This window comes from Streptomyces sp. SID12488 (assembly GCF_010548275.1).
In the GTDB taxonomy this organism is placed as follows: Bacteria; Actinomycetota; Actinomycetes; order Streptomycetales; family Streptomycetaceae; genus Streptomyces.
On the sequence record NZ_JAAGLT010000001.1, the window covers coordinates 513602 to 527303 of the forward strand.

Here is a 13702-nt window from a genome sequence, read left to right on the forward strand (position 1 = left end):
TCTTCGCATGAGTGGCATGAGTGGCACGAGCCGCGTGGATCGCGTGGATCGCACGAGTCGTACGAACGCTGTGGACTTCTCCGTCAAACCCGTCCTCATCGGCGACAAGGCCGTACTGCGGCCGTTCACCGAGGCCGACGCCGAGGTGATCGCCGAGATCGTGGAGGACCCCGAGGTCATCCGCTTCACCTTCGAACCGGACACCGAGATCACCATGGAGCGGCTGCGTTCCTGGTACGGCTCCCGGTCCACCCAGACCGACCGCCTCGACCTCGCCGTGACCGACCGCGCCACCGGTGAACTCGTCGGCGAGGTCGTGCTGTTCGAGTGGGACCGCGCCGCCCGCAGCTGCACCTTCCGGACGCTGCTGGGCCCACGGGGCCGTGGACGCGGCCTCGGTACCGAGGCGACGCGACTGATCGTGGCGTACGGCTTCGAGCAACTCGGCCTGCATCGGATCGAGTTGCAGGCCTGGGCCCACAACCACCGGGCCCTGCGTGTCTACGAGAAGGTCGGCTTCCTGGTGGAGGGGGGATGCGCCGGGAGGTCCATCTGCGGGACGGCGAATGGGCCGACGAGGTGCTGATGGCGATCCTGGACCACGAGTGGGCGGCCAGGGCCGGAGTCAGCGCCACGGCTCGATGACCGTGACCCCCGCCCCCGGTGCCTTCCCCATCTTCGCCAGCGCGGCCGGGGATTCGGTCAGCGGGATGGTGGATGTGACCAGTAGGTCCGGTCGCAGGATGCCCGCCCCCACCAGTTCCAGCATCGGCGGGTAGGTGTGGGCGGCCATGCCGTGGCTGCCCAGGAGTTGGAGTTCGAGGGCGACAACTCGGGCCATCGGGACCGGCGTTGAGCCGGTGTCCGACGGGAGCAGGCCGACCTGGACATGGCGGCCTCGGCGGCGCAGGCCGTTCACCGAGGCCGCACAGGTGACCGGTGAGCCGAGCGCGTCCAGCGACAACTGGGCGCCACCGCCCGTCAGTTCACGTACCGCCGCCGCCGTGTCGTCGGTGGTGGCCGCGTTCACGCACTCCACCGCGCCGAACTTCCGCGCCAGTTCCAGTGCCCCGGGGGACACGTCGACCGCGACGACCCGCGCGCCGGAGGCCACCGCGATCATCACGGCGGACAGGCCCACGCCGCCGCAGCCGTGCACGGCGACCCACTCCCCCGCCGCCACCCGCCCCTGCTGGACCACCGCCCGGTACGCCGTCGCGAACCGGCAACCCAGCGAGGCCGCCGTCCCGAAGGACATCTCCTCCGGCATGGCGACGAGGTTCACGTCGGCGCGGTCCAGCGCCACGAACTCCGCGAACGAACCCCAGTGCGTGAAGCCGGGCTGGGTCTGCCGCTCGCACACCTGCTGGTCACCGGCCGCGCAGGACGGGCAGCTCCCGCAGGCGCAGACGAAGGGCACCGTGACCCGGTCGCCGGCCCGCCAGCCGCCCACCCCGGCGCCGACGGCCTCGACGACACCGGCGAGTTCATGGCCTGGCACGTGCGGCAGCGCGATGTCGGGGTCGTGGCCCATCCAGCCGTGCCAGTCGCTCCGGCACAGCCCGGTGGCCTCGACCCGCACCACGACGCCGTGCGGCGCGGGCACCGGGTCCGGCACCTCGCGCACCTCAGCCGGCTCCCCGTACCGCTCGAACACCACCGCGCGCATACGTCCTCGCCCTCGCTCTCAACGTCACCGTCGTGGTCCCCGTACCGGAGATCTTGCCACCGACACGAGCTAAGTACCCCCCAGGGGTATAGTAGTGTGAGACTCACAGGGCACGTGCGCCACGACGACGCCCTTGATGACACCTCGATGAGACCTCGAAGAGGAGCAACGACATGACCGCCCAGACCGACACCCCCGGTTCCGTCACCGCCGTCTACCAGGTGACCGGCATGAGCTGCGGGCACTGCGAAGGCTCGGTTTCGAGTGAACTCTCCGAGCTCGCCGGGGTCACCTCGGTGAAGGCCGTCGCCGCCACCGGCGAGGTCACCGTGGTGTCCGAGGCCCCGCTCGACGAGGCCGCCGTGCGCGCCGCGGTGGACGAGGCCGGCTTCGAGCTCGCCGGCCGGGTCTGACCGTACGGACGCGGCGACCATGACCAGTACCAGCACCGAGACCCCGACAGTCACGCCCCACGAGGTCGAGCTGACCATCGGCGGGATGACATGTGCCAGCTGCGCGGCCCGCGTCGAGAAGAAGCTCAACCGCATGGACGGCGTCTTCGCCACGGTCAACTACGCGACGGAGAAGGCGAAGATCGCGTACCCCGACGGGGTCGGGGTCGACGACCTGATCGCCACCGTCGTGAAGACGGGGTACACGGCCGAGGAGCCGCCCCCGCCGGCCGTGACGGAGGCACCTGCGGTCGACCGGGATACGGACCCCGAGCCGGCCGGTCTGCGGCAGCGGCTCGTCGTCTCCGTGCTGCTCGCCGCGCCCGTCGCCTTGATGTCGATGATTCCCGCGCTCCAGTTCGACAACTGGCGGTGGCTCGCGCTGACGCTGGCCTCGCCGGTCGTCGTCTGGGGCGGACTCCCGTTCCACCGGGCCGCGTTCACCAACGCGCGGCACGGCGCGGCCACCATGGACACCCTGGTGTCGGTCGGCACGCTCGCCGCGTACGGCTGGTCCCTGTGGGCGCTGTTCTGGGGCGACGCGGGCAAACCCGCGATGCCCGGGATGCCGGGCATGGAGGGCATGGGAGTACGGGAGAGCTTCTCGTTCACCGCCGCCCGCACCGGCGGCACCTCGGAGATCTACCTCGAAGTCGCCGCCGGGGTCATCGCGTTCATCCTGCTCGGACGCTATCTGGAGGCACGCGCCAAGCGGCGCTCGGGCGCGGCCCTGCGGGCGCTCATGGAACTGGGCGCCAAGGACGTCTCCGTGCTGCGTGGCGGGCGTGAAGTGCGCATCCCCGTGGGCGAGTTGGCGATCGGTGACCGGTTCGTCGTACGGCCCGGGGAGAAGATCGCCACCGACGGCAGCGTCGTCGAGGGTGTCTCGGCGGTCGACGCGTCGATGCTCACCGGCGAGTCCGTGCCGGTCGACGTGGGCGCCGGGGACGCCGTCACGGGCGCGACCGTGAACGCCGGGGGCCGACTGGTCGTCGAGGCCACCCGCATCGGTACGGACACCCAGCTCGCGCGGATGGCGCGGCTGGTCGAGGACGCTCAGAACGGCAAGGCCGAGGTGCAGCGGCTCGCGGACCGGATCTCCGGGATCTTCGTGCCGGTGGTGCTACTGATCGCGGCCGGTACGTTCGGGGTCTGGCTCGGTGTCACGGGCGACACGGTCGCCGCCTTCACCGCCGCCGTAGCCGTTCTGATCATCGCCTGCCCGTGCGCCCTGGGCCTCGCCACGCCGACCGCGCTGATGGTCGGCACCGGGCGCGGGGCGCAGCTCGGCATCCTCATCAAGGGTCCCGAGGTCCTGGAGTCCACGCGCCGCGTCGACACGATCGTCCTGGACAAGACGGGCACGGTCACCACGGGCCGCATGACCCTCCAGGAGGTGTACGTCACCGAGGGCACCGACGAGAAGCAGGTGCTGCGGCTCGCGGGCGCCCTCGAACACGCCTCCGAGCACCCGGTCGCCCGAGCGGTGGCCGCGGGGGCCGCCGAGCGGGTCGGGGCGCTGCCGGAGGCCGAGGCGTTCGAGAACGTGCCCGGGCGGGGCGTGCGCGGGCGCGTCGACGGGCACGAGGTGGTCGTCGGACGGCTCGTGGACGGGCTGTCGGGGCCACTGCCGGAGGAACTGGCCCACGCGAAGGCGGAGGCCGAGAGCAGCGGACGTACGGCCGTCGTGGTGGCCTGGGACGGCGTGGCGCGCGGTGTCCTCACCGTCGCCGACGCGGTCAAGGAGACCAGCGCCGAGGCCGTGCGCGAGCTGCGCGCGCTGGGACTCACGCCGGTGCTGCTGACCGGGGACAACCGGGCGGTGGCCCAGGCGGTGGCGAAGGCCGTCGGGATCGAGCAGGTGATCGCCGAGGTCCTGCCCGAGGAGAAGGTCGAGGTCGTACGGCGGCTGCAGGGCGAGGGGCGGACCGTCGCGATGGTCGGCGACGGGGTGAACGACGCGGCGGCGCTGGCCACCGCCGATCTGGGTCTGGCGATGGGTACGGGCACGGACGCGGCGATCGAGGCGAGCGATCTGACACTGGTGCGCGGGGATCTACGGGTGGCCGCCGACGCCATCCGGCTGTCCCGGAAGACGCTCGCGACCATCAAGGGCAACCTGGTGTGGGCGTTCGGCTACAACGTGGCCGCGTTGCCGCTGGCCGCCGCCGGACTGCTGAACCCGATGATCGCGGGAGCCGCGATGGCCTTCTCCTCGGTGTTCGTGGTGACGAACAGCCTCCGACTGCGCACGTTCCGCTGAGATCGGCCCCTGACCGGCCGAAGTTACCGGCAGTACGCACAAGTAGGTGTCATAGACCCTATGGAGTCCAACGCCAGCCTCACATAAGCTCTTCACAAGGCTCGCGCATCATCCTTACGCTTGGGCCCCGGTCGCGACAACCGGGATCTGGCGCACCTAAGGGACATTTGCGCGAGACGCAGATCACAGTGCTGTGAACGTAACCATCGAAGGGCTTCGAACGTCTAAGTTGGCGATGTCAGACAGCGTCTTGGGGGGCGCTGGATGACGTCTGAGGATGTCTTGGGGGACGTCCTCGGAGATGCGTTGCCGGGACACGTACACCGGGAAGCTTGAGCGGCCCACCCCAGCGTGCGCGTCCCGGCAGACCGCACACAGCATGAGTACGGCGAGTTTTGCTCGTTTTGCTCAAAGCCGTCAGTATGGCGGTTCGCACAACAACGGTTGCTTCGGCGGCCTGCACACCAGTGATAGCGAATTCAGGCGCTGTCCTCTCGAAACGCCCGGCCGGATCCCGTGGGGGGAATCCGCACCGGGACATGGGAAGGCGCCCTGTACGCCGGCCCGTGGGGGGACCGTCGGCAGGGCGCCTTCCGCTTTTACATCCTGTTTTTCATGGCCTGCTCGCCGGGTGAACTGGCGTGAGCCGCAAGCCCACCCGGCGAGGCGAACTCAGCTCAACGCTGCTCGACCGGCACGAAGTCGCGCTCCACCACGCCCGTGTAGATCTGGCGCGGGCGGCCGATGCGCGAGCCCGGCTCCTTGATCATCTCGTGCCACTGGGCGATCCAGCCCGGGAGGCGGCCCAGCGCGAACAGGACCGTGAACATCTCGGTCGGGAAGCCCATCGCGCGGTAGATGAGGCCCGTGTAGAAGTCGACGTTCGGGTAGAGGTTGCGCGAGACGAAGTAGTCGTCGGAGAGCGCGTGCTCCTCCAGCTTCAGCGCGATGTCCAGCAGCTCGTCGGACTTGCCGAGGGCCGAGAGGACGTCGTGCGCGGCAGCCTTGATGATCTTCGCGCGCGGGTCGAAGGACTTGTACACCCGGTGACCGAAGCCCATCAGGCGGACGCCGTCCTCCTTGTTCTTCACCTTGCGGATGAAGGCGTCGACATCGCCGCCGTTCGCCTTGATGCCCTCGAGCATCTCCAGCACGGACTGGTTGGCGCCGCCGTGCAGCGGGCCCCAGAGCGCGGAGATGCCGGCCGAGATCGACGCGAACATGTTGGCCTGCGAGGAACCGACCAGACGGACCGTCGACGTCGAACAGTTCTGCTCGTGGTCGGCGTGCAGGATCAGCAGCTTGTCCAGGGCGGAGACGACGACCGGGTCGAGGTCGTACTCCTGCGCCGGAACCGAGAACGTCATGCGGAGGAAGTTCTCGACATAACCGAGGTCGTTGCGCGGGTAGACGAACGGGTGACCGATCGACTTCTTGTACGCGTACGCGGCGATCGTCGGAAGCTTGGCGAGCAGCCGGATCGTCGAGAGGTTGCGCTGCTTCTCGTCGAACGGGTTGTGGCTGTCCTGATAGAAGGTCGACAGCGCCGAGACGACCGACGACAGCATCGCCATCGGGTGCGCGTCACGGGGGAAGCCGCGGTAGAAGTTCTTGACGTCCTCGTGCAGCAGGGTGTGCTGCGTGATCTCGTTCTTGAACACGGAGAGCTCGTCCACGGTCGGAAGCTCACCGTTGATCAGCAGGAACGCCACCTCGAGGAAGGTGGAGCGCTCGGCGAGCTGCTCGATCGGGTACCCGCGGTACCGGAGGATGCCCTGCTCACCATCGAGGTAGGTGATTGCGGATTTATAGGCGGCGGTGTTTCCGTAGCCGCTGTCCAGCGTCACCAGACCGGTATGAGCGCGGAGCTTCCCGATGTCGAAGCCCTTGTCGCCGACGGTGCTGTCGATCACCGGGTAGGTGTACTCGCCGTCGCCGAACCGCAGTACTACAGCGTTGTTGGTGTGCTCGCTCACGTCATCCCTCACCGACGTTGTGCCTCTTCTTCGAGGTGCCCTGACTGTCTCTACCATCCCCCATTTGGCGCAGGAGAGTGCACTCGGGGTCGACCATTGGGCCTATTGGCGGCACTGAGTGCCGCCAAGCTACTCATCCTGCCCCCCTTCGCCCTGGTTCCGGAAGTCTCCTGTGACCTTTGTGACTCATTTGATCGATCATTTTTCGCGATCGTTGCGCCGGTCACGACAGCGGCCACGGCTGCCTCGGCTACGACCGCAGCCTGAAGTCCAGTGCGGTGCAGCGCCGTCCAGCCGACACCGTGCGTACCGCCTGGCCTATCGCCTTGCGTGAACCGACGAGGACCACCAGCTGCTTGGCGCGGGTGACGGCCGTATACAAAAGGTTGCGCTGGAGCATCATCCACGCACCCGTGGTGACCGGGACGACCACCGCCGGGTACTCGCTGCCCTGGGAGCGGTGGATGGTCACGGCGTAGGCGTGGGCGAGTTCGTCCAGCTCATCGAAGTCGTACGGCACTTCCTCGTCCTCGTCCGTCAGTACGGTGAGCCGCTGTTCGACCTCGTCGAGGGAGGTGACGACGCCGACGGTGCCGTTGAAGACGCCGTTCTCACCCTTGTCGTAGTTGTTGCGGATCTGCGTGACCTTGTCGCCGATGCGGAAAACCCGGCCGCCGAACCGCTTCTCGGGGAGGTCGGGGCGGCCCGGTGTGATCGCCTGCTGGAGCAGCCCGTTGAGGTTTCCGGCGCCCGCCGGACCCCGGTGCATCGGAGCGAGCACCTGGATGTCCCGCCGGGGATCGAGACCGAACTTGGCCGGAATTCGTCGTGCAGCCACATCCACGGTGAGCCGGCCGGCCTCCTCCGTGTCGTCCTCGACGAAGAGGAAGAAGTCCTTCATTCCGTCGGTGACCGGATGCTGCCCGGAGTTGATCCGGTGCGCGTTCGTCACCACGCCCGACTGCTGGGCCTGCCGGAAGACCTTGGTGAGCCGGACTGCGGGGACCGGGCTGCCGTCGGCCAGCAGGTCCCGCAGGACCTCGCCCGCGCCGACGCTGGGGAGTTGGTCCACATCCCCGACGAACAGCAGGTGCGCGCCCGGCGCGACCGCCTTCGCCAGCTTGTTGGCGAGCAGCAGGTCCAGCATCGAGGCCTCGTCCACCACCACCAGGTCGGCGTCGAGGGGGCGGTCCCTGTCGTAGGCCGCGTCGCCGCCGGGCTTCAGCTCCAGGAGGCGGTGGACGGTGGAGGCCTCGGCGCCGGTGAGTTCGGCGAGGCGCTTGGCGGCTCGGCCGGTCGGGGCGGCCAGCACGACCTTGGCCTTCCTGGCGCGCGCCAGCTCCACGATCGAGCGGACCGTGAAGGACTTGCCGCAGCCGGGACCGCCGGTGAGGACGGCGACCTTCTGCGTCAGCGCGAGCCGGACGGCGGCCTCCTGCTCGGGGGCGAGATCGGCCCCCGTACGCCCCTGGAGCCACGTCAACGCCTTGTCCCAGGCCACGTCGTGGAAGGCGGGCATCCGGTCCTCGCCGGTACGCAGGAGGCGCAACAACTGCGCGGAGAGGGAGAGTTCGGCGCGATGGAAGGGGACGAGGTAGACGGCCGTCACGGGCTCCGAGTCGCCGTCGGGGCCGGGCACCTTCTCCCGTACGACTCCGGGGTCCTCGCCCTCCTCCGGGGGCGCCGCGAGTTCGGCGAGGCACTCGATGACGAGGCCCGTGTCGACCTGGAGGAGCTTCACCGCGTCCGCGATCAGGCGTTCCTCGGGGAGATAGCAGTGGCCCTGGTCGGTGGACTGCGAAAGGGCGTACTGGAGGCCCGCCTTGACGCGCTCGGGGCTGTCGTGCGGGATGCCGACGGACTGGGCGATCTTGTCGGCGGTGAGGAAGCCGATGCCCCAGACGTCGGAGGCGAGGCGATAGGGCTGGTTCTTGACGACGGAGATCGAGGCGTCGCCGTACTTCTTGTAGATGCGCACGGCGATGGACGTGGAGACCTCGACGCTCTGGAGGAAGAGCATGACCTCCTTGATCGCCTTCTGCTCCTCCCAGGCGTCGGCGATCTTCGCGGTCCGCTTGGGGCCGAGGCCCGGCACCTCGATGAGCCGCTTGGGCTCCTCCTCGATGATCCGGAGGGTGTCCAGGCCGAAGTGCTGGGTGATCCGGTCGGCGAAGACCGGGCCGATGCCCTTGACCAGGCCCGAGCCCAGATAGCGGCGGATGCCCTGGATGGTGGCGGGCAGGACGGTCGTGTAGTTCTCGACCGTGAACTGTTTGCCGTACTGCTGGTGGGAGCCCCAACGGCCCTCCATGCGCAGCGACTCGCCGGCCTGGGCGCCGAGCAGCGCACCCACGACCGTGAGGAGGTCACCGGCGCCGCGTCCGGTGTCGACGCGGGCGACCGTGTAGCCGTTCTCCTCGTTGGCGTACGTGATCCGCTCCAGGACGCCTTCGAGGACGGCCAGGTGCCGTTCTCCCTGCGCCGCCTGCTTCGGACCGCCGCCCGCCTGTTTCGACATGATCCGACGCTACCGCCAGGCACCGACAGTCCGTGGGGGCCTGTGGACAAGTCACCCCGCGTCCCGATCTCCGCGTGCCGCGCGACTCGCATCACGATCCGGTATCGGGAAGCGGTCGGGGGCTTGTTTACCCGCGTGTAATCGATTCCAATCTGTCTTCAGTCAGTCGTGTAAACGATTCCACACGGCTACCGAACCACAAGGAGGTGGTCCGGCGATGGCGAGCATCAAGGACGTCGCCGCCGAGGCGGGCGTGTCCGTCGCCACGGTGTCGCGGGTCCTGAACGAGCATCCGTCGGTCAGCGCGGACGCACGCGCACGCGTGCTGGCCGCCGTCGAGGCGCTGGGCTACCGCCCGAACGCCGTCGCCCGCTCCCTGCGCACCGATCAGACCCGCACCCTCGGCCTGGTCATCAGCGACGTGCTGAACCCCTACTTCACGACGCTGGCCCGCTCGGTCGAGGAGGAGGCCCGCGCCCTCGGCTACAGCGTGATCATCGGCAACGCCGACGAACACCCCGAGCTCCAGGACCACCACGTACGGACCCTCCTGGACCGCCGTATCGACGGCCTGCTCGTCTCCCCCACCGACGGCGGCTCCCCGCTGATGCTGGACACCGCGCGCGGGGGCACCCCCATGGTCTTCGTGGACCGCTGGATCCCGGGCGCGGACGTGCCGGTCGTACGGGCGGACGGGCGCGCGGCGGTCCGGGACCTCGTCGCCCACCTGTACGGGCTCGGCCACCGGCGGCTCGCGATCATCGCGGGCCCGGCGGCCACCACCACCGGCAGTGAGCGCGTCGAGGCCTTCAGGGAGGCTCTGGCCAAGTACGGGCTGCTGCTCCCCGACGCCTACATCGGGCAGGGCGACTTCCAGGCCGAGAGCGGGCGCCGAGTGACGGACGCCTTCCTCGACCTGGCCGAGCCGCCCGAGGTCGTCTTCGCTGCCGACAACCTGATGGCGCTGGGCGCGCTCGACGCCGTACGCGCGCGTGGGATGCGGGTTCCGCAGGACATCGCGCTCGCGGCCTTCGACGACATCCCGTGGTTCGTGCACACCGATCCGCCCGTCACGGCCATCGCGCAGCCGACCGGCGAGCTGGGGCGGGCCGCCGTCCGTGCGCTGGTCGACATGATCGAGGGTCGCCCTCCGCAGTCCGTGACGCTGGCCGCGCACCTCGTCGTACGGCGGTCGTGCGGTGAGTCTTCTCCGGCCCCGGCTCCGGTTCCGGCCTCATCCGAAGAGCACCCCGTGACGAACAGGAGTCTGTCGTGAGCGACCCGGACGAGTTGCTTCGCATCGAAGGCATACGGAAGTCCTTCCCCGGTGTGGTCGCGCTCGACGGCGTCGACTTCGAGCTGCGCCGGGGCGAGGTGCACGTACTGCTCGGTGAGAACGGCGCGGGCAAGAGCACCCTCATCAAGATGCTCTCCGGCGCCTACCGCCCCGATGCCGGCCGCGTGCTCGTGGACGGCGAGGAGACCCGTATCCACGGGGCGCAGGACTCCGAGCGTCTCGGGATCGCCACCATCTACCAGGAGTTCAACCTCGTACCCGATCTGACGGTCGCCGAGAACATCTTCCTGGGGCGCCAGCCGCGCCGCTACGGGATGATCGACCGCAAGCGGATGGAGACCGACGCCGCCGTGCTGCTGGAGCGGGTCGGTGTGAACGTGTCTCCACGCGCGCGGGTGCGTGAACTCGGTATCGCGCGGCTCCAGATGGTCGAGATCGCGAAGGCACTGAGCCTGAACGCGCGTGTCCTGATCATGGACGAGCCGACCGCGGTCCTCACCTCCGAAGAGGTCGAGAAGCTGTTCGCGATCGTGCGCTCGCTGCGCGAGGACGGTGTCGGGATCGTCTTCATCACCCATCACCTGGACGAGATCGCCGCCCTGGGAGACCGGGTGACGGTGATCCGGGACGGCAAGAGCGTCGGGCAGGTGCCCGCCGACACGCCCGAGGACGAGCTCGTACGGCTCATGGTCGGGCGGTCGATCGAACAGCAGTATCCGCGGGAGGCCGCCGAGGCGGGCGCCGCCCTTCTCAAGGTGGAGGGGCTCAGCCGGGACGGTGTCTTCCACGACGTGAGCTTCGAGGTGCGGGCCGGTGAGGTCGTCGGCGTCGCGGGGCTGGTCGGCGCCGGGCGTACGGAGGTGGCGCGCGCTGTGTTCGGCGCCGATCCGTACGACAGGGGATCGGTCTCCGTGGCGGGTGCCGCCGTGCGCGGGAGCGATGTCGGGGCCGCCATGTCCGCCGGGATCGGGCTCGTGCCCGAGGACCGCAAGGGCCAGGGGCTGGTGCTCGACGCATCCGTCGAGGAGAACCTCGGCCTGGTCACCCTGCGGGCCGCGACCAGGGGCGGCCTGGTCGACCTCAAGGGTCAGCGGGCCGCCGCCGCGAAGGTCGCCGAGCAGCTGGGCGTCCGGATGGCCGGGCTCGGCCAGCAGGTGCGCACCCTCTCCGGGGGCAACCAGCAGAAGGTCGTCATCGGCAAGTGGCTGCTCGCGAACACCAGGGTGCTGATCCTCGACGAGCCGACGCGCGGTATCGACGTCGGGGCCAAGGTCGAGATCTACCAGCTGATCAACGAGCTGACGGCCGCCGGTGCCGCCGTACTGATGATCTCCAGCGATCTGCCCGAGGTGCTCGGCATGAGCGACCGGGTGCTGGTGATGGCGCAAGGCCGGATCGCCGGTGAACTCACGGCCGCCGAGGCCACCCAGGACTCAGTGATGGCGCTCGCCGTCAGCACGAACACCAGCACTGACATCAGCACTGACAATGGAACTACTGCTGTGGAGGGCTCCCGTGGCCACTGACACGCTCAAGAGCACGGCGGGCGCGAGGGGCGCCACGAGCGGCCTGCGCCGCGTTCTGCTCGACAACGGCGCGCTGACCGCGCTCATCGTCCTCGTCATCGCGATGTCGGCGCTGTCCGGCGACTTCCTGACGACGGACAACCTGCTCAACGTGGGCGTCCAGGCGGCCGTGACGGCCGTTCTCGCCTTCGGCGTCACCTTCGTGATCGTCTCGGCGGGCATCGACCTGTCGGTCGGTTCCGTCGCCGCGCTGTCGGCCACCGTCCTTGCCTGGGCGGCGACTTCGGAGGGCGTGCCGGTCGCGATAGCGGTCGTCCTGGCCGTCGTCACCGGCATCGCGTGCGGCCTGGTCAACGGCTTCCTGATCTCGTACGGCAAGCTGCCGCCGTTCATCGCGACGCTCGCCATGCTGTCGGTGGGGCGCGGTCTGTCGCTGGTGATCTCGCAGGGTTCCCCGATCGCGTTCCCGTCGTCGGTCTCGCATCTCGGTGACACGCTGGGGGGCTGGCTGCCGGTGCCCGTGCTGGTGATGGTGGCCATGGGGCTCGTCACCGCGTTCGTTCTCGGCCGTACGTACCTGGGTCGCTCCATGTACGCGATCGGCGGCAACGAGGAGGCGGCCCGGCTGTCCGGGCTGCGGGTGAAGAAGCAGAAGCTGGCGATCTACGCGCTGTCCGGGCTGTTCGCCGCCGCCGCGGGCATCGTGCTCGCGTCGCGGCTGTCCTCCGCGCAGCCGCAGGCCGCACAGGGGTACGAGCTGGACGCCATCGCGGCGGTGGTCATCGGTGGGGCATCGCTGGCCGGCGGTACCGGCAAGGCGTCCGGGACGCTGATCGGCGCGCTGATCCTGGCGGTGCTCAGGAACGGACTCAACCTCCTGTCCGTTTCCGCCTTTTGGCAGCAGGTCGTCATCGGTGTCGTGATCGCGCTGGCGGTACTGCTCGACACCGCGAGGAGGAAGAGCGGGGCTACGGTGGCACCGGCCGGGGCGGCCGGTGGCGGGGACCGGCGCAAGCAGGCGCTGACGTACGGGCTGGCCGCGGTGGTCGCGGTGGCTGTCGTGGGGGCCACCTCGCTGCTGCACGACGGCTCGTCGTCCGCGACGAACCGGAAGGTGGGGCTGTCCCTGTCGACGCTGAACAACCCCTTCTTCGTACAGATCCGGGCCGGCGCACAGGCGGAGGCCAAGAAGCTGGGCGTGGACCTGACCGTCACGGACGCCCAGAACGACGCCTCCCAGCAAGCCAACCAGCTGCAGAACTTCACCAGTTCGGGCCTCGGGGCGATCATCGTCAACCCGGTGGACTCGGACGCGACGGGACCGGCCGCGCGGGCCGTGAACAAGTCCGGAATCCCGCTCGTCGCGGTCGACCGGTCGGTCAACAACGCGGACACCGCCACGCTCGTCGCCTCCGACAACACAGCCGGCGGCAAACTGGCGGCGAAGGCGCTCGCCGAGAAACTGGGCGGCACGGGCACGATCGTCATCCTCGAGGGCCAGGCGGGCACCTCCGCGAGCCGTGAGCGCGGCGCCGGCTTCACCGAGGGCCTGAAGGCCTACCCGGGCATCAGGGTCGTCGCCAAGCAGCCCGCCGACTGGGACCGCACCAAGGGCCTCGACGTCATGACCAACCTCCTCCAGGCCAACGCCGGCATCAGCGGTGTCTTCGCCGAGAACGACGAGATGGCACTCGGCGCGATCAAGGCGCTGGGCAGCAAGGCGGGCACGTCGGTGCAGGTCATCGGCTTCGACGGTACGCCCGACGGGCTGAAGGCCGTCGCGGACGGCTCGCTGTACGCGTCGGTCGCGCAGCAGCCCAAGGAGCTCGGGAGGATCGCGGTGGAGAACGCGCTGCGGGTCGCCGAGGGCAAGGGCGTCGAGAAGGCGGTGATGGTGCCGGTGAAGGTGGTCACGAAGGAGAACGTGGCGGCGTTCGGCGGCTGAGCCGCGTCTCTCTCCAGGAAGCGCTTCGGAGTTCGCTTCGGGATCGCTTCGGGGCT

The 13702-nt window shown here is 69.4% G+C and carries 8 protein-coding genes and 1 pseudogene; 6 read left to right on the forward strand and 3 right to left on the reverse strand.

The window, feature by feature from the left end; all coding sequences use genetic code 11:
• Positions 1 to 16 precede the first annotated feature (16 nt).
• A pseudogene (locus G3I56_RS02345) lies at positions 17 to 645 on the forward strand (GNAT family protein).
• Here G3I56_RS02345 and G3I56_RS02350 read toward each other — a convergent pair.
• Positions 626 to 1669 (reverse strand): zinc-dependent alcohol dehydrogenase family protein, encoded by a 1044-nt coding sequence (locus tag G3I56_RS02350; RefSeq protein ID WP_164406831.1) that lies wholly within the window; start codon positions 1667 to 1669, stop codon positions 626 to 628. The pseudogene G3I56_RS02345 and the gene G3I56_RS02350 overlap by 20 nt on opposite strands.
• 173 nt (positions 1670 to 1842) lie before the next feature.
• Between G3I56_RS02350 and G3I56_RS02355 the strand changes: the two genes are divergently transcribed.
• Entirely contained in the window at positions 1843 to 2082 is a 240-nt protein-coding gene (locus tag G3I56_RS02355; RefSeq protein WP_164406832.1) for a cation transporter, read from the forward strand.
• 19 nt (positions 2083 to 2101) lie between these two features.
• Positions 2102 to 4384, forward strand: coding sequence for a heavy metal translocating P-type ATPase (locus G3I56_RS02360; protein WP_164406834.1), 2283 nt, complete (start codon positions 2102 to 2104; stop codon positions 4382 to 4384).
• A gap of 677 nt (positions 4385 to 5061) precedes the next feature.
• Here G3I56_RS02360 and G3I56_RS02365 read toward each other — a convergent pair.
• Both G3I56_RS02365 and G3I56_RS02370 read right to left on the reverse strand, forming a co-directional pair.
• Positions 5062 to 6360, reverse strand: a complete 1299-nt coding sequence (locus G3I56_RS02365; protein WP_164313061.1) for a citrate synthase — start codon at positions 6358 to 6360, stop codon at positions 5062 to 5064.
• Between the two features lie 250 nt (positions 6361 to 6610).
• Positions 6611 to 8878 (reverse strand): ATP-dependent RecD-like DNA helicase, encoded by a 2268-nt coding sequence (locus G3I56_RS02370; RefSeq protein WP_164406835.1) that lies wholly within the window; start codon positions 8876 to 8878, stop codon positions 6611 to 6613.
• A 217-nt stretch (positions 8879 to 9095) separates the two neighbouring features.
• On the opposite strand from G3I56_RS02370, the gene G3I56_RS02375 reads away from it, so the two are divergent.
• From G3I56_RS02375 to G3I56_RS02385, 3 genes are read left to right on the forward strand one after another with little or no spacing between them, the layout of a single operon-like run.
• A complete protein-coding gene (locus G3I56_RS02375; RefSeq protein ID WP_164406836.1) occupies positions 9096 to 10154 on the forward strand; it encodes a LacI family DNA-binding transcriptional regulator in 1059 nt (352 codons plus the stop codon).
• Complete coding sequence (locus G3I56_RS02380) at positions 10151 to 11701, forward strand: sugar ABC transporter ATP-binding protein (protein ID WP_164406837.1); 1551 nt, start codon at positions 10151 to 10153, stop codon at positions 11699 to 11701. The genes G3I56_RS02375 and G3I56_RS02380 overlap by 4 nt, the downstream gene beginning before the upstream one ends.
• Positions 11691 to 13646 carry a substrate-binding domain-containing protein gene (locus G3I56_RS02385; RefSeq protein ID WP_164406838.1) on the forward strand — a complete coding sequence of 652 codons (1956 nt, stop codon included), beginning with the start codon at positions 11691 to 11693 and terminating at the stop codon, positions 13644 to 13646. Before G3I56_RS02380 ends, G3I56_RS02385 begins: the two co-directional genes overlap by 11 nt.
• The last annotated feature ends 56 nt before the right edge of the window (positions 13647 to 13702 follow it).

Bases quoted from the DNA above. Each gene is read 5' to 3' on its own strand.
- G3I56_RS02370 (WP_164406835.1), bottom strand. From the start codon at position 8,878: ATGTCGAAACAGGCGGGCGGCGGTCCGAAGCAGGCGGCGCAGGGAGAA.
- G3I56_RS02350 (WP_164406831.1), bottom strand. From the start codon at position 1,669: ATGCGCGCGGTGGTGTTCGAGCGGTACGGGGAGCCGGCTGAGGTGCGC.
- G3I56_RS02355 (WP_164406832.1), top strand. From the start codon at position 1,843: ATGACCGCCCAGACCGACACCCCCGGTTCCGTCACCGCCGTCTACCAG.
- G3I56_RS02360 (WP_164406834.1), top strand. From the start codon at position 2,102: ATGACCAGTACCAGCACCGAGACCCCGACAGTCACGCCCCACGAGGTC.
- G3I56_RS02375 (WP_164406836.1), top strand. From the start codon at position 9,096: ATGGCGAGCATCAAGGACGTCGCCGCCGAGGCGGGCGTGTCCGTCGCC.